10 protein-coding genes are annotated in these 25,637 nt (G+C 46.0%); 9 read left to right on the top strand and 1 reads right to left on the bottom strand.

Annotation, left to right across the window (positions count from 1 at the left end):
* Positions 1-140 precede the first annotated feature (140 nt).
* The 7 genes from ACTNE6_RS14430 (at position 141) to ACTNE6_RS14400 (ending at position 21,520) form a co-directional block, all read left to right on the top strand.
* Positions 141-3,221 (top strand): BPTD_3080 family restriction endonuclease, encoded by a 3,081-nt coding sequence (locus tag ACTNE6_RS14430; RefSeq protein ID WP_194971162.1) that lies wholly within the window; start codon positions 141-143, stop codon positions 3,219-3,221.
* Positions 3,214-5,085: a GmrSD restriction endonuclease domain-containing protein gene (locus ACTNE6_RS14425; RefSeq protein WP_194971161.1), complete on the top strand. Its 1,872-nt coding sequence runs from the start codon at positions 3,214-3,216 to the stop codon at positions 5,083-5,085. The genes ACTNE6_RS14430 and ACTNE6_RS14425 overlap by 8 nt, the downstream gene beginning before the upstream one ends.
* Positions 5,085-7,979 carry a site-specific DNA-methyltransferase gene (locus ACTNE6_RS14420; RefSeq protein WP_442497237.1) on the top strand — a complete coding sequence of 965 codons (2,895 nt, stop codon included), beginning with the start codon at positions 5,085-5,087 and terminating at the stop codon, positions 7,977-7,979. The genes ACTNE6_RS14425 and ACTNE6_RS14420 overlap by 1 nt, the downstream gene beginning before the upstream one ends.
* A complete protein-coding gene (locus ACTNE6_RS14415) occupies positions 7,979-9,640 on the top strand; it encodes an ATP-dependent nuclease (RefSeq protein ID WP_194971159.1) in 1,662 nt (553 codons plus the stop codon). The genes ACTNE6_RS14420 and ACTNE6_RS14415 overlap by 1 nt, the downstream gene beginning before the upstream one ends.
* A 3-nt stretch (positions 9,641-9,643) precedes the next feature.
* Complete coding sequence (locus ACTNE6_RS14410; RefSeq protein WP_442497236.1) at positions 9,644-11,743, top strand: 3'-5' exonuclease; 2,100 nt, start codon at positions 9,644-9,646, stop codon at positions 11,741-11,743.
* Positions 11,744-11,838: 95 nt separating this feature from the next.
* Complete coding sequence (locus ACTNE6_RS14405; RefSeq protein ID WP_194971157.1) at positions 11,839-15,210, top strand: STY4851/ECs_5259 family protein; 3,372 nt, start codon at positions 11,839-11,841, stop codon at positions 15,208-15,210.
* 55 nt (positions 15,211-15,265) lie between these two features.
* Positions 15,266-21,520, top strand: coding sequence for a DEAD/DEAH box helicase (locus tag ACTNE6_RS14400; protein WP_194971156.1), 6,255 nt, complete (start codon positions 15,266-15,268; stop codon positions 21,518-21,520).
* 72 nt (positions 21,521-21,592) lie between these two features.
* On the opposite strand, the gene ACTNE6_RS14395 is transcribed toward ACTNE6_RS14400, so the two are convergent.
* A complete protein-coding gene (locus ACTNE6_RS14395; protein WP_442497235.1) occupies positions 21,593-22,042 on the bottom strand; it encodes a hypothetical protein in 450 nt (149 codons plus the stop codon).
* A 1,023-nt stretch (positions 22,043-23,065) separates the two neighbouring features.
* Between ACTNE6_RS14395 and ACTNE6_RS14390 the strand changes: the two genes are divergently transcribed.
* Both ACTNE6_RS14390 and ACTNE6_RS14385 read left to right on the top strand, forming a co-directional pair.
* Entirely contained in the window at positions 23,066-23,284 is a 219-nt protein-coding gene (locus ACTNE6_RS14390) for a helix-turn-helix transcriptional regulator (protein WP_194971154.1), read from the top strand.
* Positions 23,285-23,479: 195 nt separating this feature from the next.
* On the top strand, positions 23,480-25,180 hold the full coding sequence (locus ACTNE6_RS14385) for a type IV secretory system conjugative DNA transfer family protein (protein WP_194971153.1): 1,701 nt from the start codon (positions 23,480-23,482) through the stop codon (positions 25,178-25,180).
* The last annotated feature ends 457 nt before the right edge of the window (positions 25,181-25,637 follow it).

Below are 25,637 nucleotides of genomic sequence, written 5' to 3'. Positions count from 1 at the left end.
ATATATAAACACTCGCATTATAGTTTTAACGTTAGATCATACAACTTGATAGCCTGCATGCGCTGAATGTAAGCACAAGTGTCATCACTTCTTGTAAACCCCTATCGGTTTACATCAAGTTGGCTGTAAAAAATAAAAATATGGAAAACGCATTTTTCAGTAAACCCATCCTAAACTCCCCTTATTCATATCCATCAAGACATTGGGAGTTGGATGACAAAGGGCAGCCAACGCAACAAATTATTGAACATCGGCGAAAAGCGGAATTTATTACCCCCATTCCGAAACCCAAAAAGGTCAAAGCTTCTGCCGAACAAAAACAACTCTTCGACTTTGAAGCCTCAGACGCGATTTCCACCCGCGAGCAGCGCTACGACCCAACGCCCATTATTAATGAATTGCGTCAGTACATCGATGATTGGCGGAGACTCCCAAATTCTTCAGATTGGCTAGTTACGCCCGAAACAGCCCGTTTACTGCGACATTGGCGCCAACACGATTTTAGTGGTGTCCGCCCTTTCTTTTGCCAGGTTGAGGCGGTGGAAACCTGTATCTGGCTGACGGAAGTGGCGCCAAAGCTCGGAAAACCGGGGAAGAAATTCTTACAGCATTTGGACGCTGCCAACCAAAACGCCAATCCCGGGTTAATGCGTTTAGCGTTGAAACTAGCGACTGGCGCGGGCAAAACCACGGTTATGGCGATGATCATTGCTTGGCAAACGGTCAACGCTGTACGTCGTTCCAATAGCAAAAACTTTTCCCGTGGATTTCTGATTGTCACGCCCGGTTTAACCATTCGCGATCGCTTACGTGTGCTACAACCGAACGATCCGGACAGTTATTATCAAAGCCGGGAAATCGTCCCCAACGACATGCTGGGCGATATTGAGCGGGCCAAAATCGTCATTACCAATTATCACGCCTTCAAGCTGCGCGAGCGATTGGAAATCTCCAAAGGCGGGCGTTCGCTGCTGCAAGGTCGCGGCGGCGATGCGCTCAATACTTCTGAGACCGAAGGCCAAATGCTACAACGCGTCATGCCGGAATTGATGGGCATGAAAAACATCATGGTGCTGAACGACGAGGCCCATCACTGTTATCGTGAAAAACCTAATCATGATGATGAAGAGCTTAAGGGTGACGAAAAAAAAGAGGCGGAGAAAAACAACGAAGCTGCACGACTCTGGATTACGGGTTTGGAAACCGTTAACCGTAAATTAGGGGGGCAACGGGTTGTGGACTTATCGGCAACGCCCTTTTTTCTGAGCGGCTCCGGTTATGTAGAAGGCACTTTGTTCCCGTGGGCGATGAGCGATTTCTCCTTGATGGATGCCATCGAATGCGGGATCGTCAAATTGCCGCGTGTGCCGGTTGCCGACAATATCCCCGGCGAAGTGATGCCTAAATTCCGCAATCTGTGGGAACACATCGGCAAAAAAATGCCCAAAAAAGGCCGCGGCCAAGGCAAGTCATTAGATCCATTAAGCATTCCGGTCGAATTGCAAACCGCGTTGGAAGCTCTCTATGGTCATTACGAAAAAACTTACCAACTTTGGCAAGACAACGGCATCAAAGTCCCTCCATGTTTTATCGTAGTGTGTAACAACACCAGTACGTCAAAACTGGTTTACGACTATATTTCCGGTTTTCATCGGGAAAATGAAGACGGTTCAACCAGTTTGGAGAATGGCCGCCTCTCATTATTTAGAAACTTTGATGATTACGGCAACCAGCTTGCGCGTCCCAATACCCTGCTGATCGATAGCGAGCAGTTAGAATCGGGAGAAGCCCTGGACGACAACTTTCGCAAGATGGCGAGCGACGAAATCGAACGCTTCCGCCGTGAAATCATTGAGCGTACCGGCGACCGCAAACAAGCCGAGAATCTTTCCGATCAGGAATTACTGCGCGAAGTGATGAACACCGTCGGCAGGGAAGGCCGTCTCGGCGAGTCGATCCGCTGCGTGGTTTCCGTTTCCATGTTAACCGAAGGCTGGGACGCCAATACGGTAACTCATGTACTCGGCGTACGGGCTTTCGGCACCCAATTGCTTTGTGAACAAGTGATTGGCCGCGCCTTGCGTCGTCAATCTTATGAACTCAATGAAGAAAACCGGTTTAACGTGGAGTATGCCGACGTACTCGGCATACCGTTCGACTTTACCGCTAAACCGGTGATTGCCCCACCGCAACCACCCCGGCAAACGGTGCACGTCAAAGCCGTCAGACCCGAACGCGATCACCTGGAAATTCAATTTCCCCGAGTGCAAGGCTATCGCGTCGAATTGCCTGAAGAACGGTTAACGGCAGAATTCAATATAGACTCCATCCTCGAATTAACCCCCGATTTGGTGGGACCTTCAGTTACCCAAAACGCCGGTATTATCGGCGAATCGGTGGACCTTAACCTAGTGCATACCTGCGACATGCGGATGTCGACGCTACTATTTCATTTAACGCAGCGTCTGCTCTACACCAAATGGCGCGATCCCGGAGATGAAGCTAAACTCCATCTGTTCGGCCAATTGAAGCGCATCACCAAGCAATGGCTCGATACCTGTCTGGTTTGCAAAGGCGGCACTTATCCTGCGCAATTGATGTATCAGGAACTGGCCGATATGGCTTGCGAACGCATCACCGCTGCTATCACGCGTTCTCTGGTAGGCACTCGTCCGATTAAAGCGGTACTCGATCCTTACAATCCTGTTGGCTCAACTAACCATGTCAGCTTTAACACCTCGAAAACCGAACGATGGGAAACGGCCGTCAACCGTTGCCATATCAACTGGGTGATTCTGGACAGTGACTGGGAAGCCGAATTCTGCCGTGTGGCGGAAAAACACCCTAAGGTCAAAGCCTATGTCAAAAATCATAGCCTGGGTCTGGAAGTGCCTTACCGCTATGGATCGGAAACCCGCAAATATCTGCCGGACTTCATCGTTCGGGTCGATGATGGGCACGGTGACGATGACTTACTGAACCTCATCGTCGAAATCAAAGGCTACCGTCGTGAAGACGCCAAAGACAAGAAGGCTACCATGGAAACCTACTGGATACCGGGGATAAATAATCTGAAAAGCTTTGGCCGCTGGGCTTTTGCTGAATTTACCGAGGTTTATCAAATTGAGACTGAATTTGAAGCCAAGGTGGAAGAAGCATTCAACCAACTCATCTCGAGCGCCACAACGCATCCAACTCAAGAGATACTAAACAATGTTTGATACCACCAAGGAAGATATCAGGGACATCCTAAAAAAAATAGACCAAGGCAAACTCCAATTACCTGACTTCCAAAGAGATTACGTTTGGGGTGATGAAGATGTCAAAAGCCTATTGGCTTCTATCGCCAAAGGATTCCCTGTCGGCGCGCTATTGACGCTTGAAACTGGTGGCCACATTGAATTCAAAGCGCGATTTATTACTGGCGCAGAAGCCAAACCAGTGGCTCCAGAAGATTTGTTGCTGGATGGTCAGCAACGCATGACGTCTCTTTATCAATCCACCTACGCCAAAGCCCCCGTCCGGACACGCACCCCCAGAAATACCTTTGTCGAACGTTTTTACTATCTAGACATAAAAAAAGCCGTTAGCGGTACAGCCGATTTAGAAGACGCGATCATCGGTGTGCCGGCAGACAAAGTTGTGCGTAAAGACTTTGGTAAAACCATTGACTTGGACTTATCGACACAAAATGCGGAGTTCGAAAAGGATATGTTTCCGCTTAATCAGGTGTTCGAAAGAAAAGATTGGATTTATAGTTGGCGAGATTACTGGCGTAACAAAGGACGCGACATCTACGAGTTGGAAAAGTGTTTAGATAGGGATGTGCTGGACACTATCGATCGCTACAAAATGCCGATTATTCGGCTGGATAAAACCAATACGCGTGAAGCGATTTGCTTGGTCTTCGAAAAGGTTAACGTTGGCGGGAAAAAGCTGGATGCCTTTGAACTGGTTACAGCTATTTATGCGGCAGGTAATTTTGACTTACGTGAGGATTGGAATGGCATTCCAAAACCGCTTCAACCCGGCCGCAAAGCTCGAATGGCAGGCCTGGAAAACCGGCGCGACGTGCTCAGTCAAATTGCCAGTACTGATTTTCTGCAAGGCTGCACGCTGCTGCATACGCGTGACAACCGTTTGGCAAAGATTGCCGATGGCATGACCGGCAAAGACATCCCACAAATAAGCTGTAATCGGGATGCATTATTAGGTCTCCCACTTCCCGCCTATCAAAAGTATGCCGATGCTTTAGAAGCAGGCTTTATCGAAGCAGGCAGTTTTCTTAACGAACTCAAGATCATTTGGCATAGAGACATTCCTTATCCTCCGTTGATCGTGGGGTTGGCATCCACATTTGCCATATTAGGACATAATGCACAAACGGCATCGGCCAAACAGAAATTAGCCCAATGGTTTTGGTCGATCACATTCGGTGAACTCTATGGATCAAGCACGGAATCTCGTCTTGCCCGCGATGTGCCTGAATTAGTCGAATGGATAGCCAACAATGGCCCCAGACCTCGCTCATTGGATGAAGCCCTATTTCAAAGAGATCGCTTGAAATCGCTACGCTCCCGCTTATCCGCTGCCTATAAAGGCTTGCATGCGTTAATGATGAAGCAGGGCTGTGAGGACTTCATCACCGGCCGAGGTGCGGATTTGATGACATTTTTCAATGATCGCATCGACATTCACCATATCTTTCCCCAAGCCTGGTGCAAGAAAAACGGCATTCCTCCCGATGATTTCAATTCCATCATCAACAAAACCCCTCTTTCGAAATACTCCAATATCCTGATCAGTGGTGATGCGCCTTCCGTTTACCTCAAACGAATCGAAGATAGACACGGCCTCAGTTCCGAAACATTAGATAACCTATTACGGACGCATTTAATCGAGCCTGAGCATTTACGTACCGATAATTTCACAGCTTTTTTCGAAGCCCGTATGCATGCATTGGCCACATTGGTCGCCAAAGCCATGGATAAGGCGGTGGTGCAGGAGCACGGTACCAATGAAACCGAGATAGATGACGACGCGAGCGATGAAGCCAGCAATGAGCAACTCGAGGCAGTCCTGTAATGGCAGTTAAAATCCCAAACAAGAACGATTCTAAACTTAGCGTCGAAACTCTGACGCACGACGAAGCCACGCGTAAGAACATTCCCACCGCCGAATACCAATCGGTGATGGCCAAGGACGAGCAAAGCCCGATTCGCTTGGCTTACGAACGGCGTAACCGCGACCTCGATCCGCAACTGGTTTGGCGGGGCAAGGACGAACAGGATTGGTCGGACTTGGTCGTCCATGCGCCGCCGCTGTATATCCAGGAAAAAGTCCATCCCAAGGTATTGATCGACGATCTGCTGCTTCGCACCGAAAGTCAGCAACCGGCGGAGCCCGATCAAATCGACCTGTTCTCCGACTTCAACGGCCTGCCCAACGACAACGCCAAAACTGAGTTTTATCGTCACGATGCCCACTGGACCAACCGCATGATCCTGGGCGACAGCTTGCAAGTGATGGCCAGCTTGGCAGAGCGCGAAGGCTTGCGTGGCAAAGTGCAATGCATTTATTTCGATCCACCGTACGGCATCAAATTCAATTCCAACTTTCAATGGTCCACCACCAGCCGCGATGTTAAAGACGGCAACACCGACCATATCACTCGCGAACCGGAACAGGTGAAAGCCTTTCGCGATACTTGGCGCGACGGCATTCATTCCTATCTAACCTATTTACGCGACCGCCTGACCGTGGCGCGGGATTTATTGACCGATTCCGGCTCGATTTTTGTGCAGATTGGCGATGAAAATGTGCATCGCGTTCGGGCGGTGATGGATGAGGTGTTTGGGGATGCAAATTTTGTTGCGCAAATAGCATCAACTAAAACTGCCGGACAAACGGATTCGCTATTGCCCTCATTGTTTGACGTTCTGCTCTGGTATGCAAAGGATTCTAGTACGGCGAAGTTTCGACGTCTTTTTCGATCTAAAGGAGTGGGATTTGACGAAATTGGCCAGTATTACCATGTACAGTTATCAGATGGAACAAGACGAAGACTCACTGATCTTGAAATCAATTCCGGCGAGGCTTCTAAAATAGGAGCCCCATTTCGAAGCTCAGACATTTCAAGTAATAAACCATATAGTCTTGGCCGCATCCCTTTTGAATTTGAGGGCAAATCTTTTCTTCCTCCTAATGGCCGATATTGGACACATAGTCCCGGTGGAAGAGAACGATTGAAAAAAGCTAATCGTCTAATGGCAATTGGCAAAAGTGTGCGATATGTTGGTTTTTTAATGGATGATTCTGTTGCAACCATAAATAATCAATGGACTGATACTGGCGTAAGTGGATTTGCTTCCGAAAAAGTTTATGTAGTTCAGACAAGCCCAAAATTAATTGAGCGTTGCCTTCTAATGACCACTGACCCCGGCGACCTCGTGCTCGATCCGACCTGTGGCTCAGGCACCACTGCTTATGTCGCCGAACAATGGGGCCGCCGCTGGATCACCATCGACACTTCCCGCGTCGCACTGGCTTTGGCCCGTGCCCGAATCATGGGCGCACGCTATCCTTACTACCTGCTCGCCGACAGCTATGAAGGCCAACGCAGGGAAGCCGAACTGACCCGTTCCTCGCCTTCCAGCCAACCCACTCGCAACGACATTCGCCAGGGCTTTGTTTACGAGCGCGTGCCGCACATCACGTTAAAAGCCATCGCCAATAATGTCGAGATCGATGTCATCTGGGATAAGTTTCAAGAAAAGTTGGAACCGCTACGCGAACAACTGAATCAAGCTTTGGACCAACAATGGCAGGAATGGGAAATTCCGCGCGATGCCGATCCAAAATGGCCGGAGGCCGTAATCAAACTACATGCCGAATGGTGGCAACAACGAATTGGCCGCCAACAGGAAATCGATGCCTCGATTGCCGCCAAAGCTGATTTCGAATACCTGTACGATAAACCCTACGAAGACAAGAAAAAAGTCCGCGTCGCAGGACCCTTCACCGTCGAAAGCCTGTCGCCGCACCGGGTGCTGACCGTCGATGAAAACGACGAACTGGTCGATGGCGTTGCCGAAACAAATGCCGAGTACCGCGAAGAACGCGACTTCGTGCAAATGATTCTGGAAAACCTGAAAACCGCCGGCGTCCAGCAGGCGCATAAACAGGACAAAATTGTGTTCACCGCGTTGTCGCCCTGGCCCGGCGAATTGATTTGCGCCGAGGGACGTTATTTAAGTGATGGTGACGGAGCCGGCCGTGCTGACGGCACGGGATATGGACGAGGGCACGCGGGCGGAGCCGGCGAAGCCGATGGAACAGGCTATGGAGAATCGTTTATCGAAAAGCGCGCCGCAATCTTCATCGGCCCCGAATTCGGTACTGTTTCCCGCCCCGATCTGGTCGCCGCCGCTCGCGAAGCCGGCGATGCCGGTTTTGATGTGCTGATCGCCTGCGCCTTCAACTACGACGCCCACTCCTCGGAATTCGACAAACTCGGCCGCATCCCGGTACTGAAAGCTCGCATGAACGCCGACCTGCACATGGCCGACGACCTGAAAAACACCGGCAAAGGCAACTTGTTCGTGATCTTCGGCGAACCGGACATTGACATCCTCGATGCCGCAGACGGCAAGATTCAAGTCAAAGTCAACGGCGTCGACGTCTTTCACCCCAACACCGGCGAAGTCCGCAGTGACGGCGCCGAAGGCATCGCCTGCTGGTTCATCGACACCGACTACAACGAAGAAAGTTTCTTTGTCCGCCACGCCTATTTCCTCGGAGCTAACGATCCTTACAAATCATTGAAGACAACGCTCAAAGCCGAAATCAACGAAGAAGCCTGGGCAACCTTGAACAGCGATACATCAAGGCCTTTCGATAAACCCAAATCTGGGCGAATTGCAGTGAAGGTCATTAATCATCTCGGGGACGAGGTGATGAAGGTGTTTAGGGTGAATTGATGTTATTAAAAAACTTAGAAATTGAAAGCTTTAAGAAAATCAAAAAAGTTTCGATCGATTTATCTAACATTAATATCCTCGTTGGATGTAACGGTTCTGGTAAATCGTCAGTACTTCAAGCAATCCATCTAGCCTGTTGCGTAACTCGACAAGTTGATCGTGTTGAACTACATAAAACATCTACAATTAGTATCGATGACTTAGATTATCTACCTACGGATGATTACAAATCACTCGGCCACAAAAGCCAGTGGGGAAATGTTGCAGGATCATCGTCATCAAAAGTCAAATTATCGTTTGATATGCCGAATGGAGGAACGTCAATTTCTTCATGCACACTAAGATCGGCAAGAAATGCAGGCATATCGATTACCGGTACAGTTCCAATTCCACTATCAAATACTTTAAGGCAAAAGAAAAGGTTTTTTTCTGCTTATATACCTGGAATTTCAGGAATCCCGAACAAAGAAGAAAAAAGAGCTAGAAAAGTCATTCTTAAATCATGCTCCTATGGTGACTCTAATGTTATTTTACGGAATGCATTACTTCTTCTTAAACTTAGAAATCAACAAAACATTGAGCATATAGAAAAGTGGATTAAAGAAATTATTGGGCCAATTAAAATCAATGTTCACCATGATGACGAGCGTGATCTGTTTATTTCATGCCACGTAGAAACAAATGGTACTACTAGGCCATTAGAGCTAATTGGAACTGGATTTCTTCAACTGATACAAATATTTACTTATATATTGCTTTTCGAGCCAGGAATTTTATTAGTTGATGAGCCAGATATACACTTACATCCAACAGCACAAAGTAAGCTTGTTAAAGTCTTAGCGAGAATTGCAAATGACAGAAATCTTCGCATTCTACTGAGCACACACTCTCCATTTATTGTGCGAGGTGCTCCGGCATCAGCAAATGTATACTGGCTAAATGATGGAGAAGTGGGCTCTCATAATAGACAACAAGTTGAATTGGCTTTGGGATGGGGAGCTTTTGGAAAAAAAATAATTTTAGTCTCCGAAGATTCCAATACCTCATTTTTGCAAAAAATTGTGTCGCAATGGCATGAGATTGAAAGGAATGTAGCGTTTTATCCAGGAACTGGTTACTCCCATATACCAACCCCATCGCAGGCCAAAGTGCTTGCCGAGGCTCTAGGAGGAGCTTACAAAATTGTTATTCATCGTGATAGAGATTCTCTGACTGACGATGAAATTGAAGTTTTGAAGGCGAAATATTCTGCAGTAGGAGCATACCTATGGTTTCCAAAAATATCAGATGTTGAAGCATATTTTTGCGAACCTGACTTTTTAATAAATTATGCAGGATGTTCGGAACAAGAAGCCGATACATATATTGAGGATATTTTATCTCAACATTCCACTCCAATCCGTGAGCAATTTAATAAACAAAGGGCTGCTCACAATGATGAAATATATAAACATACCGGCGGAAGTCCAAGTAATGATGAAATCTGGGACTATTTCCAAAGTAGGTTATTTAGAGGGGCAAAAGGTAAATTTATTTTCAAACAGTTAAAAAACAAAATTCCTCAGAATGTATTTAGGGAATCTCTTATATTGGATGCTGAAAGCTTAAATAATATTGCACTTGACTTGAAGGAAATGCTTATTAGCGTTTTGGCGGATTAAATAATGAATTTTCGCATCGCCGACACCTTCACCGATAGCCTTAGCAAACTCACCGGAGAAGAACAAAAAGCCATTAAAACTACTGCTTTCGATTTGCAATTGAATCCGGAAAATCCTGGCTTCAGTTTTCATAAACTGGATCGAGCGAAAGACAAGAGCTTCTGGTCGGTTCGAGTCAATACCGACATCCGCATCATCGTCCATAAAACCCAAAACAGCTTGCTGCTGTGTTACGTCGATCATCACGATAAGGCTTATGCCTGGGCGGAGCGTCGCAAGCTGGAAACCCACCCTAAGACGGGGGCCGCGCAGATCGTTGAGATTCGAGAGCGGGTCGAGGAAGTCGTCGTTCCGAAATACATCGAATCCCTGATTGCCAAGCCAGCCAAACCGCTGCTCTTTACCAAATATTCCGATGATCAATTGTTGGGTTATGGCGTACCCCAGGAATGGTTGGGAGACATCCGATCTGCTGACGAAGACTCAATTCTGGAGCTGGCTGATCATTTGCCTGCGGAGGCAGCAGAAGCCGTGCTGGATTTGGCGGTTGGAAAAACACCTTCGGTTGCGGAATATGCCGAGCCTGTTACCGATCCCTTCCAACATCCGGACGCCTTGCGACGATTCCGAATCATGGCAAATGCCGAAGAACTGGCACAGGCATTGGATTTCCCTTGGGATAAATGGACAGTGTTTTTGCATCCGGCGCAACGTCAGTGGGTGGAGCGCGAATTCAAAGGCCCTGCGCGTGTTTCCGGCTCGGCCGGTACCGGAAAAACCATCGTCGCATTGCATCGCGCTGTCTATTTAACCCGCCGTTATCCTGAGGCACGGGTTTTGTTAACCTCTTTCTCGCCGACATTGGCCAATGCCTTACGCAATAAAGTGAAGCGACTGATTAGTCAAGAGCCGCGATTGGCCGAGCGACTGGAAGTGCATGCGTTAGACAGCATCGGGCAACGTCTTTATGAGTCCAATTTTGGCAAATGCCAACTAGCGACTGCCGACCTGATACGCGAGTTATTGAGCACGGCATCCAAGCAAGTTGAAGGGAATAAGTTCAGCCAGACCTTTTTGTTTTCCGAATGGCAACAAGTCGTTGATGCTTGGCAACTGGACAGTTGGGAGGCTTATCGCGACGTCAAACGGCTGGGCAGAAAGACGCGGTTGCCCGAAGCCCAAAGGCAACAGCTTTGGGCGGTCTTCGAGCAGGTAATAACTGCTTTAAATGCACGCCACTTGCTGACTCATGCCGCTGTTTTCACACAATTGGCGCAGCATTTTTCCAAGCAGAAACGCTTTCCTTTTGATTTTGCAGTTATCGATGAGGCGCAAGATGTGAGTGTCGCCCAGTTACGTTTTTTGTCTGCACTGGGTGGTGATCGAGCCAATGCGTTGTTTTTCGCGGGCGATCTGGGGCAGCGGATTTTTCAGCAGGCTTTTTCATGGAAAGCGCTTGGCGTGGATATTCGCGGGCGCTCTCGAACCTTGCACATCAACTATCGCACTTCGCACCAGATCAGAATGCAAGCCGACCATTTGCTCGGACCGGAATTATCCGATGTTGATGGCAATACCGAAGACCGTCGTAGTACCGTTTCCGTTTTTAATGGTCCTCAGCCGGCCATTCAATTGTTGGAAACAGCAGAAGGTGAAATAGAATCCGTTGGACAATGGCTTGCAAAGCTGGCGTCTGAAGGCATCAAACCTCATGAAATCGGGGTATTTGTCCGCTCTGAAAACGAACTGGATAGAGCAATCGCCGCAGTTGAACACTCCCAACTCCCCTTTAAAATCCTTGATGAGCATGTCGAAACGGTCAGCGGTTATGTTTCGGTTTGCACCATGCATCTCGCCAAAGGACTGGAGTTTCGGGCGGTTGTAGTGATGGCCTGCGACGATGAAGTAATTCCTTCGCAAGAACGCATTGAAACAGTCACTGATGATGCTGACCTCGAAGAAGTGTATAACACCGAGCGGCATTTGCTTTATGTAGCTTGTACTCGGGCGAGGGATCATTTGTTAGTGACCAGCGGCGATGTGCCGTCGGAATTTTTGGATGACCTCCGCCAAGTGAATTTGATGTGCTTAAGTGCAGAATAGTTAGCTAAACTTGCGGATCACCAGACGAAAAGTTTACGTTCTGCCAACTTTGCAAATAGGCACATTACATATGCATCGTTAACAAGAAAAAAAATATGCAAATAAAAGATTGGATTACAGAAATTCTTGAACGCCACAATATCCGTTTTCCCGACCAAAGACCACTTTATCAATACCGCATTACTGATACTGAGTTCGAATCTTTAAAAAGCGCCATAAAATTAAGTATTCTTTTGGGATTAAGCACAGCATCAAAAAACGTTCCCCGTTGGAATGCCGCTTTCGTCATGTATGCGGCAGAGTGGTGGCGCCGTGAATATGATGGCACCCGGCCCACATGGGACAAAGTCTTCGAGTCGGTTGGCGCTAAAAGCCAAAATTTAAGTACCGGACAACGAAATGTTTTGGTTGAATCAGGGTTGCAATTCTGGCGACGCAGCATCCGCGTTATTAATGGCCGTCATTACTACTTAGGCAGCATAGCTTGCGAGGGCGGCTTGCCGTTAAATCAGCTCAATAACTCAAGTGGATGGCTGGGTAGAGTTTTCAAGCAAGTCATTCCAAAATATTCGCGGTTACGAAATACCGGTATACAAGCCTATCAATTGATTAACGAGTGCGAATACATTCCTATAACGTATCGTGAAAACAAAGAAATTCATCTCATCTTAGGCGACATGGTTAAAACCGTAGTTGAGCTTAAACATGAATTTCAATTGCATGAACGCAGCAATCCAGTTGCTTTCTTGGATCAGCATTGCCTTTCATGGCGTGAGCGGTTCCCACTGCCTATTGAGACTGAGGTAGGTGGAAAATTGTTGTCCGACATGGTTTCAACGGCAGCAAAATCTGATGATGTAACGGCCATACCCATGCGGGCTATACGGCAATTAAAAGATAATGGTTGTTTGCAATTACAGATTGAGTTTTTGGGGTTTATCGCGCTGGAAGAGCTTGCTATTTCGGAAACAGCACCGGCTAGGCTGGAGGTGGAGTTAGCCTCCAGCGACGGGAAAACTCGTATGCTAGGTGTTGCTTTGAAAACCGTCTACAAGCAAAAGCCCGCTTTAAAAATGCCGCGCATGCCTGAAACCATCAAAGGCGAAAGGGCGTTACAAAGTTACGCTATCCGTTTTAAATATTTATCAGAAACTCTTAAAGAAATCCCTTTAATCGGAGGCGCAGAACTCGATAACAATGCACCTTGGGTATTTGTACAGCAAGATTCCGAATGGGTATTAGAAGGTGTTGCCAGTATCAACACTCGCGCTAAACGGGTCAGAATACTTTTTCCTGAGCATTTTAACTATCAGGCAAATGCTGAAGTTCAAAATTTAGAAACTGTATTTTTTGGCAAAAAATTAATTGAAGCCGATGGTTGTATTCGATTTACCGATGCTGAAGCTAACACCTTTACCATCAAAACCGCTCAACCGCACTCACCCAGTTCTTATGAACTCCAAGGGAAACAAAGTAAATTTGCCAGCACACCAAAGGAGTTATTCTTGGGGTTGCCGACGTTGCGGCGCATCGATCATGAAACCGGTGCCAGCACGGAGATCCCTGCAAAAGATTTAGTAGCCAGACCAGTTAATTCCCAAACTAACTGGCAACGATTGACTCCAGAGCTACAGGGAGTTTACGAAATCCGATTGCTCAATCAAGGCAATATTCTGTTCCGTAAAAAATGTGCGATCTTGTCCGAACAGTTTGCCGTTCGTTTCAAACCTTCGGCTAACTCATTAGATGGAACAATCTATTTGGATTATGCAAAACCTGCAATTGTCGTTTGCGAATCGACAGTAAAACATACCATAACCCCCGAAAATGACGGCTACCGTATCGATTTGATTGCTGAACTCACCCCGCCTCCTTATGTATGCCTGGCTTTGTATTGGCCAGGAATGACCGACATGTTATCACTGTTGATTCCTTTTCCAGCTAGAGGCGGCCAGGTTATCGATGCTAATGGCAACCTATTGTCTTCACAACAAGCCTTATTTTCGGATCAGTTACATGGTTTTCGTCTTCGCTTGTTCAGCGGGTATCTCGATAGGAAGCGTGAATTACAAATTGAATTTAAGCTAAAAGATGACCGCCTGGATGACATAAAAGATGTTTACTTTCGCCATGAAATTCAACGTGAAGGCAACGTTGTTGAACTGGCGATTATCGATTATCTGGAATGGATTAGGACTTTGATGGCTATTAGCAGCAATTTGGATAGTTATGTGCAGCTGGCTGTATATGAAAACGGTTCTGAATTATTGCGCAGAAAAATAAAGCGATACCAGTTTTCGCTGGGTAGAAATTTGGAACAAGGTACCGTAGAACTGAACGCAAGCGATCAGGCATGTTTATCCTGCGATATACAGGAAGGCATTACGCTAATGGCAATGCGTCTATCTCAGCCTGAACAAGAACATATCAGGCTAGAGTCGCAATTTACAGAACAGGTTTTAACAGGGAGTTGGTTTTTTAGTCCTGAAAAACGTGTTGCCGAACCGTGGTTAATCTATTCCGCGAAAACATCGTCCGTGTCGCTGCGCCCCATCTTATGGGGTGTCGAATGTGATTCGGAGAACAGCAACTTCATTGACACTGAAGAGGTATTTACATTACACAGTGCGGTTAAAATCGGTCATATACAAACCAGGCATACTACCATCAAAAATATTTTGGCACGTATGAGTGCAGATTTTGGACACAGTGGTTGGGACTATTTGCGCCATTTATGGCGATATTGCCAACATTTACCGATGAGCAGCTTTGACGTATGGACTACTGCGGTGACGGACACGCGGATATTAGCAGCTTTGGCCTTACAAATGGATGAAGCTTTCATCGAAAGCTTCAGCGAAGAACTGCCTGTTTTTTGGGAGTTAGTGCCGTTGCGCGATTGGCTGGCTGTTCATACGGCCTATAAAAATTATTTGCTACAGGCAATGGACGAAGCTGATGCCAATGAAATATTAGAGAAGCGTATCGACAAAATCGGTTTATCACTTCCGCCGTTAAATGTTTTGGCAAAAATTCTCAAGAAATCGATATGTGGGATAGTTGATCAGCAGATTAACCTTATGATTCTTTCGTTAGAAAGCTCAGCCGATATGAATGGTCTTCGCAAGGAATTGGAAAGACGACAAGCCAATAGCGATTGGCCCACGATGTTTAAATCGGAACTCGTTAATGAATGGATACAGCTAGAAGAATTTCAGCAATTTGGGTTAAAAATATTGGATATACCGAAACATCATCATGCAGTGGTTATTTTGCCTGTCTTACTGGCTGTATTTTGTACTCAAGGAAATACTCCAAAACATTGGCTAGGTAACGCCACGCCTATTTTTAAGTTAAATCGTTTAAAGGCATTCGATGAAGATTGGTTCAATTCAATTTTTGAATGGGCGTTAGTTTATTTTTCACAGAAATGCCAACAAAAAACTGAGCTCTTAAACACTGTTTAAAAAACTCTGTTTCATACTCAATCCTAGAATACAAATTTAATTTCTTAGCAAAATCATGACGCCTTACTTCCAACCATTAATCAGCCAACTCTCGCAACGCGCCGCAGAAGCCACCCTCAGTATTTTAGGAATCAGCAATCCAGCTTTGCGGCAATTTTTATCGGAGCAATTCAATCAACCGATCGGCAAAGACAGTAACAATTTCCTGGCTGACCCAGTTTTTGAAGCCATTTTTGGTTGGGAAGAAAGCAATTTCACAATGGACAGATTAGCCGGTTCGTTACTGGAGCGCGCCTTGATTGACGCGATGGACAAGCCGCCCACCGAACTAAAAGATTATGCGTTTCGCAAAGAATGGAAACCTTATGAACACCAATACCGAGCATGGCTGAAACTTACCGATACCAATCCGCAGTCTATCGTAATCACCAGTGGCACTGGTTCAGGTAAAACCGAGTGTTTCATGGTGCCAGTTTTAAACGATTTGGTCCGGGAATATCAACAGCAACAGCAGTCTTTGGTTGGTGTTCGGGCTTTGTTTATTTATCCACTGAATGCATTGATCAATAGCCAACGTGACCGATTACGTGCATGGACAGACGAGTTCGGCAGCGCGTTGCGTTTTTGCCTATACAACGGCAACACGCCCGAAACTACGTCAGCTTTTAACCAAGCTCAAACACCCAACGAAATTTTATCCAGGGTATTATTGCGCAATGAACCGTCGCCTTTACTGGTGACCAACGCCACCATGCTCGAATACATGCTGGTCAGACAAAACGACGCGCCCATCCTTCAAAAATCCCAAGGTCAATTGCGCTGGATTGTGCTTGACGAAGCGCATACCTATATCGGCTCGCAAGCAGCGGAATTATCATTATTGTTGAGGCGCGTGATGCACGGTTTTGGCGTTAAGGCCGACGATGTACGTTTTGTCGCAACATCCGCCACGATTGGTGACAAGGGAGATGAGTCATTAAGGCATTATCTAGCTAATTTGGCGGGTATTACTCCAGATAAGGTGACAGTGATCGGTGGCAAGCGCAAGGTGCCGGAAATCGGAGGCCGTAAGGGTGACTACAAACAAAAAACACCAATAGGCTCATTACTTGAGATTGATAAAGGCCAACAAGCATCGAAACAGCGTTATCGGGCTTTGAAAGATCACCCCATCAGCCGCAAGTTGCGTGAAGAACTGACCCAAGGAGGTGGATTACCAAAAACCCTAACACATCTGAGCAGCACGTTATTCGGCAATGTTCCCGATCTTGAACAAACCCTGGCTTGGCTGGATTTATGTAGTGGTACCACATTGCCGGAAGAAAACAATAAAGCCGGACGCCCTTTCTTGCCATTGCGCGCTCATTTGTTACATCAAGTCATCAATGGTCTGTGGAGTTGCGTTGATCCCGGCTGTAACCGAAAAAAAGATACGCCATTAGCCGATTCGTGGACTTTTGGCTACGTTTACAGCCAGCAGCGCGAATTCTGCGACTGCGGTGCGCCGGTATATGAACTGGTATTTTGCAATGACTGCAACAGCCCGCACTTGCAGGCGCAACAGACTCAGAACGGACAGTTGATCCAAATTGCTCGCGAATCTATCGATGAATTTAGTCTGCATGTTGAGACTGACAGCGACAGCGATGAAGAGGATAAAGATCTGAGCGAGACCGTTACAATCAGCGAACCAATCACTCTGGCCGCAAAAGCGCATCAGGAGTTGACTCACGAGTTTACTTTGTCGCGAAACAATCGATTGTTGGGGGAAACAGAAAATGTCGTTACCGTGCATTTCGTCAATAACAGCGAGACTGAACAATGCGGGCACTGCGGATTTGTTCCTGACCGGGGACAGCGCGGTGTTTTTCGCCGTTGTCTGTTAGGCACGCCGTTTTATGTCAGCAACACCATACCGACTTTGCTGGAGTTTTGCCAGGACGGTAGATACCCATTAGAAAGCCCAGGGCGCGGGCGACGATTGATTACGTTTACCGATAGCCGGCAAGGTACGGCGCGAATAGCCGTGAAAATTCAGCAAGATTCGGAGCGAAATCGGTTACGTGGTCTGATCTATGAAATGTCCGCCAAACAAATCGCCAATGCAAGTTCAAATGAGGCGGAACTACTTGAGCTTCTGCGAAAGCGCGATGAATTTTTAGCAAAGGCTGAAAAATTCAAACAATTGGGTTTGCCAGAAGCACAAGATTATCTAGATTTTGCTGCCGAAAAACAGCAGCAAATCGAGCGAACAGCAGAAACACAGCCGATTACTTGGGTGGAAATGATTAATGGTTTGCAAGCCAATCTCGATATTTCTAAATTCATGTTGATTTATTACCGGGATGACTTAAAGGCACTGCCATTTCAAGGTAGTAGCGGTTCGCGCACCTTATCAGAAATGTTATTGATACGGGAGTTTAACCGTCGCGCCAAACGGCAAAATACCTTAGAAACTTTGGGTTTGGTTGCTGTCAATTATCCCTCATTGAGCAAAATTAAGCGCATACCATCCGAGTGGCAACAATCAAATTTATCCGCAAATGATTGGCAGGACTTTTTAAAAATTTGCCTGGATTTCTATGTGCGGGATAATTTTATCGCGGTTCCCTACGAGTGGGTTAACTGGATAGGCGTTACGATTTATCCCAAGGAGCTTTTGAAGCCGGACACACAAGAAATGACTGGCAAACGCATTAATAAATGGCCGCTGGTCAGAAAAGGCCGCAACAATCGGCTAATCCGTATTTTGGCCTATGCCTTAAGCTTGGACACGGATCATAAAGCCCATGAAGACATGCTTAACCAAATCATGCGGGCTGCATGGAAAGCACTCACACAAGAAAGTGAGATATTAACGCCAGTTACGGGTTCTTTAGGCTATCAAATGAAGCCCGAGCAAATGGCATTCTCAGCCAATCAAACCGCCTGGATTTGCCCAGTGACTCATCGCTTGTTGGATAGGACATTTAAAGGCATAACGCCTTATTTGCCATATAAGCCAATACCAGAGACGGCGATATGTGAAAAAGTGAGCATTCCTATTCTGCCCGCCAAGCATGATTTCAATTCGGTGCAAGAAAAGCTGGCTTGTGTCAGGGGATGGATTTCCGGAAATGCTGAAATCTCCCGATTAAGGCAACAAAACCTATGGACGGATTTAAGCGACAGAATTCTCGAAGGGGGCGTATTTTTTCGCGCTGCCGAGCATTCGGCGCAGCAACCCGCTAGCCGCTTGCAATATTTTGAAACACTGTTCAAAGAACAAAAACTGAACGTATTGAGCTGTTCGACGACGATGGAAATGGGCGTCGATATTGGCGGCATTTCAGCGGTAGCAATGAACAATGTGCCGCCGCATTCAGCCAATTACTTACAACGTGCTGGCCGGGCCGGTCGTCGTCAGGAAAATCGTGCGTTGGCGTTTACCTTATGCAAGGATAATCCGCACGAACGCCAAGTTTTCTATAGCCCATTATGGCCTTTTACTACACAGATCAAATCACCTTACATCACGCTCAACAGCAGTAAAATCGTTCAACGACATGTCAATTCGTTGATTTTAAGCTATTTCCTGAAGCAAATCATTGCAGTGAGTCAGCAGCAAAATACCAAGCTCGAATGCGGTTGGTTTTTTTGTCAAGGCGATGACAGCTACTCGCAAGTGGAGCGATTCTGTTCGTGGCTTGCTGAATGTGAATTAAAAATGCCGGGGAATTTAGAACAAGGCTTGTTGAACGTTATCAACGGCACAGTTTTGGCAGGAACTAAACTCGCCAACCTTATGCAACAATCGGGTCTCACGATCAACTCCATCCGAGACCAATGGTTATCGGAATATGAGCCGTTGCAGACTGAATTAAATGCCTTGAGTGCGAGCGTTTCTGAAAATGACCCTTATAGAAAGCGGGTGACAAGGGATTTGCAGCGACTGAAAGGGGAGTATTTGCTCTCCGAACTAGCCACACGCGGCTTTCTGCCCGGTTACGGATTTCCAACTGGCCTTGCTTATTTTGATCCTTACAGTATTCATGACTATAAACCCAATAGTCCAGAACCGAAAAAAGATCGAGAAGACAATCTACGCCGTGTCCGCGATAAACCGACCCGCGACTTATCGATCGCGATCCGTGAATACGCTCCGGGAAACGATATTGTTTTGAATGGTTTGGTGTATCGTTCGGCAGGCTTGGCGTTAAGCTGGCATCAACCTGAAAGCAAGAATAATGAAACCCAAAAGCTGATGACAGCATGGCGATGTGACCACTGCGGCGCGATTGACCATGCCTTGAGCAGCCATTCCAGTACGGTTTGTCACGAATGCGGCTGGTCGTTGAACCCTGAGCATAAGCATGAATTTATTGAACCTGCGGGATTTGCTGTGGATTTTTATGAATCGCCGAGTACGAATATTTCCCGGCAACACTTTGTTCCGTTCAAAGAACCTTGGGTGACAGCGAAAGACTGTATCCGGACTTTGCCCAATCCGGAATTGGGATTATTCCGCTCCGGCAATCAAGGGGACATTTTTTATCATAGCGCCGGTGAACATGGACACGGATATGCATTATGTTGGCATTGCGGGCGTGCTGATTCAATGACTGCGGAAAACGAATTACCGGAAGTTTTTACAAAAGCAAAACCTCATAACCGCTTAAGAGGCAAAGCAGAAGGTCAAGAACATGCTCAATGCAGTGGCAATGACAGCGAATTTGCTATCAAACCGAATCTGTATTTGGGATATGTTTATCATACTGATGTATTAGAACTTTATTTAAAGCACCGGAGCGAACAACAGTTTCTCAATAATGCCTCTGTGGATGACAATAAAATTGCCTGGACATTGGCAGTTGCTTTCAGACAAGCGCTCGCAGATATATTAGGCATCAATGCCGAAGAGTTGGGTTACACCGTCAAACCGACCAAACTTGCCGAGTACACTTATCCAGTAGCTACTATCGTGCTGTATGACAAATGCAGTGGAGGCGCCGGTTTTGCCTCGTCCGCGCACCACGATTTTGCAGCGTTATTTAACAGAGCTAGACATTACCTTCATTGTACTTGCCAAAGCGTTTGTCAAAACTGCCTGTTGGGTTTCGATACACGTTTTCACATTGATCATATGGATCGTCAACTGGCATTGGCTTTTTTAACGGAGGATTTTATTCGAGCTTTGGCTTTGCCGGACGATTTAATGTTGTTAGGGGAAAGCTCCCGCTATACATCGGAAACGCTGTTCACCGAAATCCGCCAGGCTGCAGCCCAAGGAGCGACAAAGCTGCATCTTTTTTTGCATGGCGAGCCTTCATCGTGGGAAATTCTTAGTGCTTTGCGAGAACCTCTCTCTCGCTGGCAAAGCCAGTACGCCCAAGTGGTATTACTGATAAACGAAACTCAAGAACGAAAACTATCAGACGTAGTGAAGGAAGAATTATGGGTGCTGTACCGGTTGGGTATAAAAACCGCCGTGACCGATAAACGCGTGCCTAATCATGCCGCTTCCGTGATTGCTCAGACGTTTGCTTCGGATAGATATAAAACGTTTGCCTGTACTCGCCTTCAATCGGCAATTCCAACTGTGAACTGGCTTGATGATGCGGAAAATATCTTGCTCTATGCAAATGACTATCCAGAGATTCCGATCGGACGCTATCTGGAACTCTCCCAGCTAAAACCAAAAATGGGTCCAAGTGATGTGGAAATTGAAGTTTTGGCGGAATGCAATGGAAAATTGACTGAATTTGCGCAAAAATTCTGGCGACTAATGACAGAGCGCCACATCCCCTTACAACAGCACCTTCAAAATAACGATGAATTGCTGAGTATTTATTATTCAGACCGTTATTTATGCTCCCCATGGACGGTGATTTTAATTGCGGAGTTGATCGATGGATTAAAGCAAATTTTGCAAACCAGTTGGAACAACCCGAAACTTCATATCGATTCAGCACCCAAATCGACAAGAGATTCTTATCAAAAACACGGACTCTTTGCCGATTGGCTGGATGACAGTCTGCGATTAGCAGTTATGGAGGCTTATTTTGCGGCAATGGATGAGACCTGTGCTGCAGAAATATCAATTGATACACAGCACGGACGAATCATGCAATTGAACTGGCGATCAGGAAAGGTTACCACACTTCGTTTTGATCAAGGCGTAGGCTATTGGGGATGTGATGTTAAACCGCCATATTTCGATAACCTCGCCTCAGCATTGGAGCAAGCAGAAGATATGATGTCGATTGTCAGTGAATTGAAAATAAGGAATCATAAAGATTTTCCGACACAAGTTTTTATTAAAGAGCGTTAGAATTAAATAGTCGATTTAGGCTTGATCCTTAGTAAGTTGAGCTCCATTTCTCGGTAGATGCGGTAAACCTGTTTATAACTCCAGCGAGAGCCTTTGACGTTCCATAAATACCAGTAACAATTGCTCATCCCCCAGTGCTTCTGATGGTTGGCCAGATTCATCAATCCATCGGCAATCTCTGCTCTCAACGAAGCGTTGGCGCGCATAGCGGTAGCCTGTCTGGATAATGCTCCATGTCGCACGCACGACGCGAAGATTGTGTCGCTTTGCCTGAATCATTCTCTGCGCCATCTCGCCGAAGCGAGATGGCGTTACGCCTATTTTCTCAGGCTTCCTTGATGATCTTGGCTTTTGGTTGATCTTCTGCCACCCTTTCTGAGCCGAAGATTTTCCTCTTCCCACGCCTTGAGGCCCGCTATCAGTGAGGTCTCCCTGCCACCATCCTTCGAACGGCATAATTCGAGCATCGGTCGCTGTTCCTGATGCTGTGCCCGGCACATCGCTAGCCGCACCATCGATCATACCGATCACCCTATCCATTTTTGTACCACGATCCAAACTGACGACTTGATGGGAAAAGCAAATAGGACATTACATAGTCATAAAACGAACTCCTGAATTGAAAAATACGCGTAAGTCACCAACATCATCAGGCATGGGATCGATGAAGGGAAGCGGTGAGTACAGAGAAGGAGACAAAAAATATCCACATACGATTGCGAAACGATCAGACGTGGAATTAGAGCATTTATCTGTTACTTAGGATCAAGCTGTATTGCTAAAATGGGGCTTCATTGAGTGAAAATGACTGAAGATGCCCAAACCTAATTCAGAAGACTTGCGCCTACGTGTCGCAAAGGCTGTTGACAGCGGCAAACGACGCGCGAAGTCAGCGCGCTCTATCAAGTCAGCCCCTCCTTTGTCTCTAGAGTGCATCAACTCTGGAAAAACACGAGCGGTATTCAAGGCAAGTCAATTGGTGGTTACAGACGGGCTCTGCTGGAACCTTATGAGGCGGCCATCAGGGAAAGGAAATATATGTGATCGAAAAAGTTTAATAACAGGACAAAATGTAAATTGATAGTAGAGGCAAAGAGCAAAATTGCTCAGTTTGTTCATATAGAGTTTTTATTGACAGAGCGGATGTATTGTGGTTAGATTTGTTCCTGTAATTAAGGGGTCAAGTATTTCTTGATTTTATTAAATACTAATATTTGTTAATTGATACAGCTGGTACAGTTTTTCTACCAGTGCTCCCGCTTCAGCAATTGGAATGGGTTAATTTATACAAAAGCAATGGCTTTGAGCAAGATGCTCGGCCAGTTGTTTACCGTCGCAAAATGGCTTTAGCCATCCTTCCTTGCGGCAGTTGAGATAGGGCTGAATCTCGGTAGGATGCCGAGTAGATCACTCAAACCACTCTTTAGTGGATTTTATAATTCGCCAATAATAGGCGCTATTTTTGAACCTTTATCTCAACATGCCTGCGGTCTAACTACGTCTAATGATATTGAATTAGCCCACAGGCGGCTTTTTGGAGCGCCAATGGATGCTGAAATTCAATTTTTAAGATTACCCAAGGTCCTTAAAAGGCTGGGAATATCTCGAAGTACGCTTTACGCAAGATTAAATCCAAATTCAAGGTATTTCGATTCTACTTTTCCAAAGCCGATTAAATTATTTCCTGATCTCAAGCGTTCTTCTGTTGTTTGGATTTTGCATGAAATCATCGAATGGCAAAAGAAGCAGGCGGATAAAAGATAATAACAGTAAATCCCTCTTATAGTGATTGATAAGAGGGATAAACCTTTTTTAGTAGTAACTCTGTTAAGAGCTTCACTATTTTTTATCTGAAGTGGATTTTTAATTATTTTTTGAATTTTCCCTTGTTTATTACATGTTTTCAGTGCAGTCGAAGCTCATATTTATTAACTTAAAATTTTTGAAGGTAAAGAAAAAATGAATGTCGAGCTTCATTACGTTGAACTGTGTCATGAACGGAAAAAGTACGATTTGGCTAAACTGAATAGCGATTATTTTTATCGTAATTCATTAGGTAGTGAACTATGCGCAAATACGCTGTTCGATAGTACGTCTATAAATTCTGATATTTTAAAAAATGGATATTTTTTGACGGGAAATGAATTGCAACGGAGCGGGCTTCTTGACTCGGGGCAAAAAAGAAAAGCATGTCCAGTTATCGGTATCTTGCAATTTAATCCCTATGAACCGAAAAACATCCACGCAAGAACCCCTTTGAGTTATGGTGATGCTCAAGGTTCTTTACTGGATGGTAATGGTCATATTTTCGTTAGTGCGTCTACCCGGTCAGGGAAAAGCAGCTCGCATGTCATGTATAACGCCTTGGATTATCCTGGATCACTTTTTATTCTTGATATTAAAGGGGAAATTTATGATCGTTCAGCCGGTTACCGGGCAAAAAACCTTAAGCAAAAAGTCATTCGTTTTGCGCCCTTCGATGTCGATACATATAAAATTAATCTCTTTACATTTATTCCAAAAGGAGCATTGGTCGATCCTTCGTTACAAGACTTAATTGCTGAAGAAAATTTCATACTAGAGTTGGTCAGGTTATTGATCGTGCCAAATAGCAATGCACGCGAACCAATTTGGGATGCTTCTGCCGAAAATGCGCTTATTGCATTTATTTACCACGTTCACACCGCTAACTTAAATCCGGATGGCGAAAAATATGAAGTTCATGAACGGAGTATGGGGGAGGTCCGGCGTTTATTCTCTTTAGGGGGAATGGATATGGAGAGGCTTTTGGCAGAAATGAGTGCGTCAAATAGGCGGTTGGTAAAGCTTTTTGCAGACGGACTTATAGGTAGTGCGGAAGACAACCCTAAATATTTTGATTCGGTCAGGGTTACAGTTGAGTACCATACTCGGATTTGGTCAATGACAGCAATTCAAAACGCGACCTATCTTCCGTTAGAGGTTTTAGAAGATTCCGAGTCGGGGGCGAATAGATTTGACTTCGCGGCTTTAAGGGAAGGAAATGTCAGTTTTTATTTGGTCATTCCCCCAGAAAAACTTGCCATGGGGCGAGCGCTGCTTCGCGTTATGGTAGGGATGGCCTTATATCAGTTACGTGAGTCGTATAAGAGCGCAAACTGCGAAGATGTTCCACCCGTGCTTTTTTTGTTGGATGAATTCCCACAGTTGGGTCGTATGGACATCATCGAAGACTACTACGCCTATGCAGCTGGATATGGGGTTCGATTCCTTACTTTTTGTCAAAACATAGGCCAACTTTTTTCGGTTTATGGCGATGCGGCTCAAACCATTCTCGCAAACTCCGAGTTTAAATGTTTTTTTGGGGTAAACGATCTGGATACGGCAGAGTTTGTCAGTAAACATCTTGGTGAGGTGTACGTAGTTTCTTACAACACTTCGAATTCCAGATCACAAGGTCCGCAAAATTGGAACTGGGGTAATATTTGCAGCCAAACAAATTCGGAAACAATTTCATCAGCAATGCATTCCATCCCGCTATTGACAGCTGGACAAGTTATGCAGTTGCCAAAAAATCTTCAAATTATATTTGCAAAAGGTTTAAGACCTATTATTTGTTTCTTGCCTAGCTACTATAAATTTGAAGAGCTAGTCGAACGAAGCCATATCCCGTTTTTCTAATCGCAATCGTAAATACCCTTCGGCAAAGCCAGGGGCTTTAGTTTATGAGCCGCGCAAAGTGGCAATACGGGGGTCGCTAACGCGGCCCCGAAGTTCTTTAGCCGTCTGAACGATAACTGGCGGTGGTCATTGATTTATACACTCGGCAAGTGGGCGTGTGGTCGAGGGTCGATAATATGCATGCCCAGCTAGTCAACGGTGCCTTACTGATGGCTCTTTGGAAACGTAAGCTGGATAAAGGCTCATCGCGACATACCAGCCGCGGCAGCCCGCAGGTTCCTGAAAGCTCCCGGACGCGTTTAAAATAGCATGGCATCCGTCAGGGCATGAGCCGTAAAGGCAATGGCCAGGATAATTTGATGGCAGAAAGCTTCTTTCATCTCTTGAAAATCGAATTGATTCACTTGCAGACCTCTCGAACTCGAGAATAGGCTAAATAAATTGCCTTTGAAGAGTT

This window comes from Methylobacter sp. sgz302048, assembly GCF_052162025.1.
Taxonomy (GTDB): Bacteria; Pseudomonadota; Gammaproteobacteria; order Methylococcales; family Methylomonadaceae; genus Methylobacter.
The sequence above is the reverse complement of the archived record's forward strand: the minus strand, read 5'-3'. Positions and strand labels throughout refer to the sequence as shown.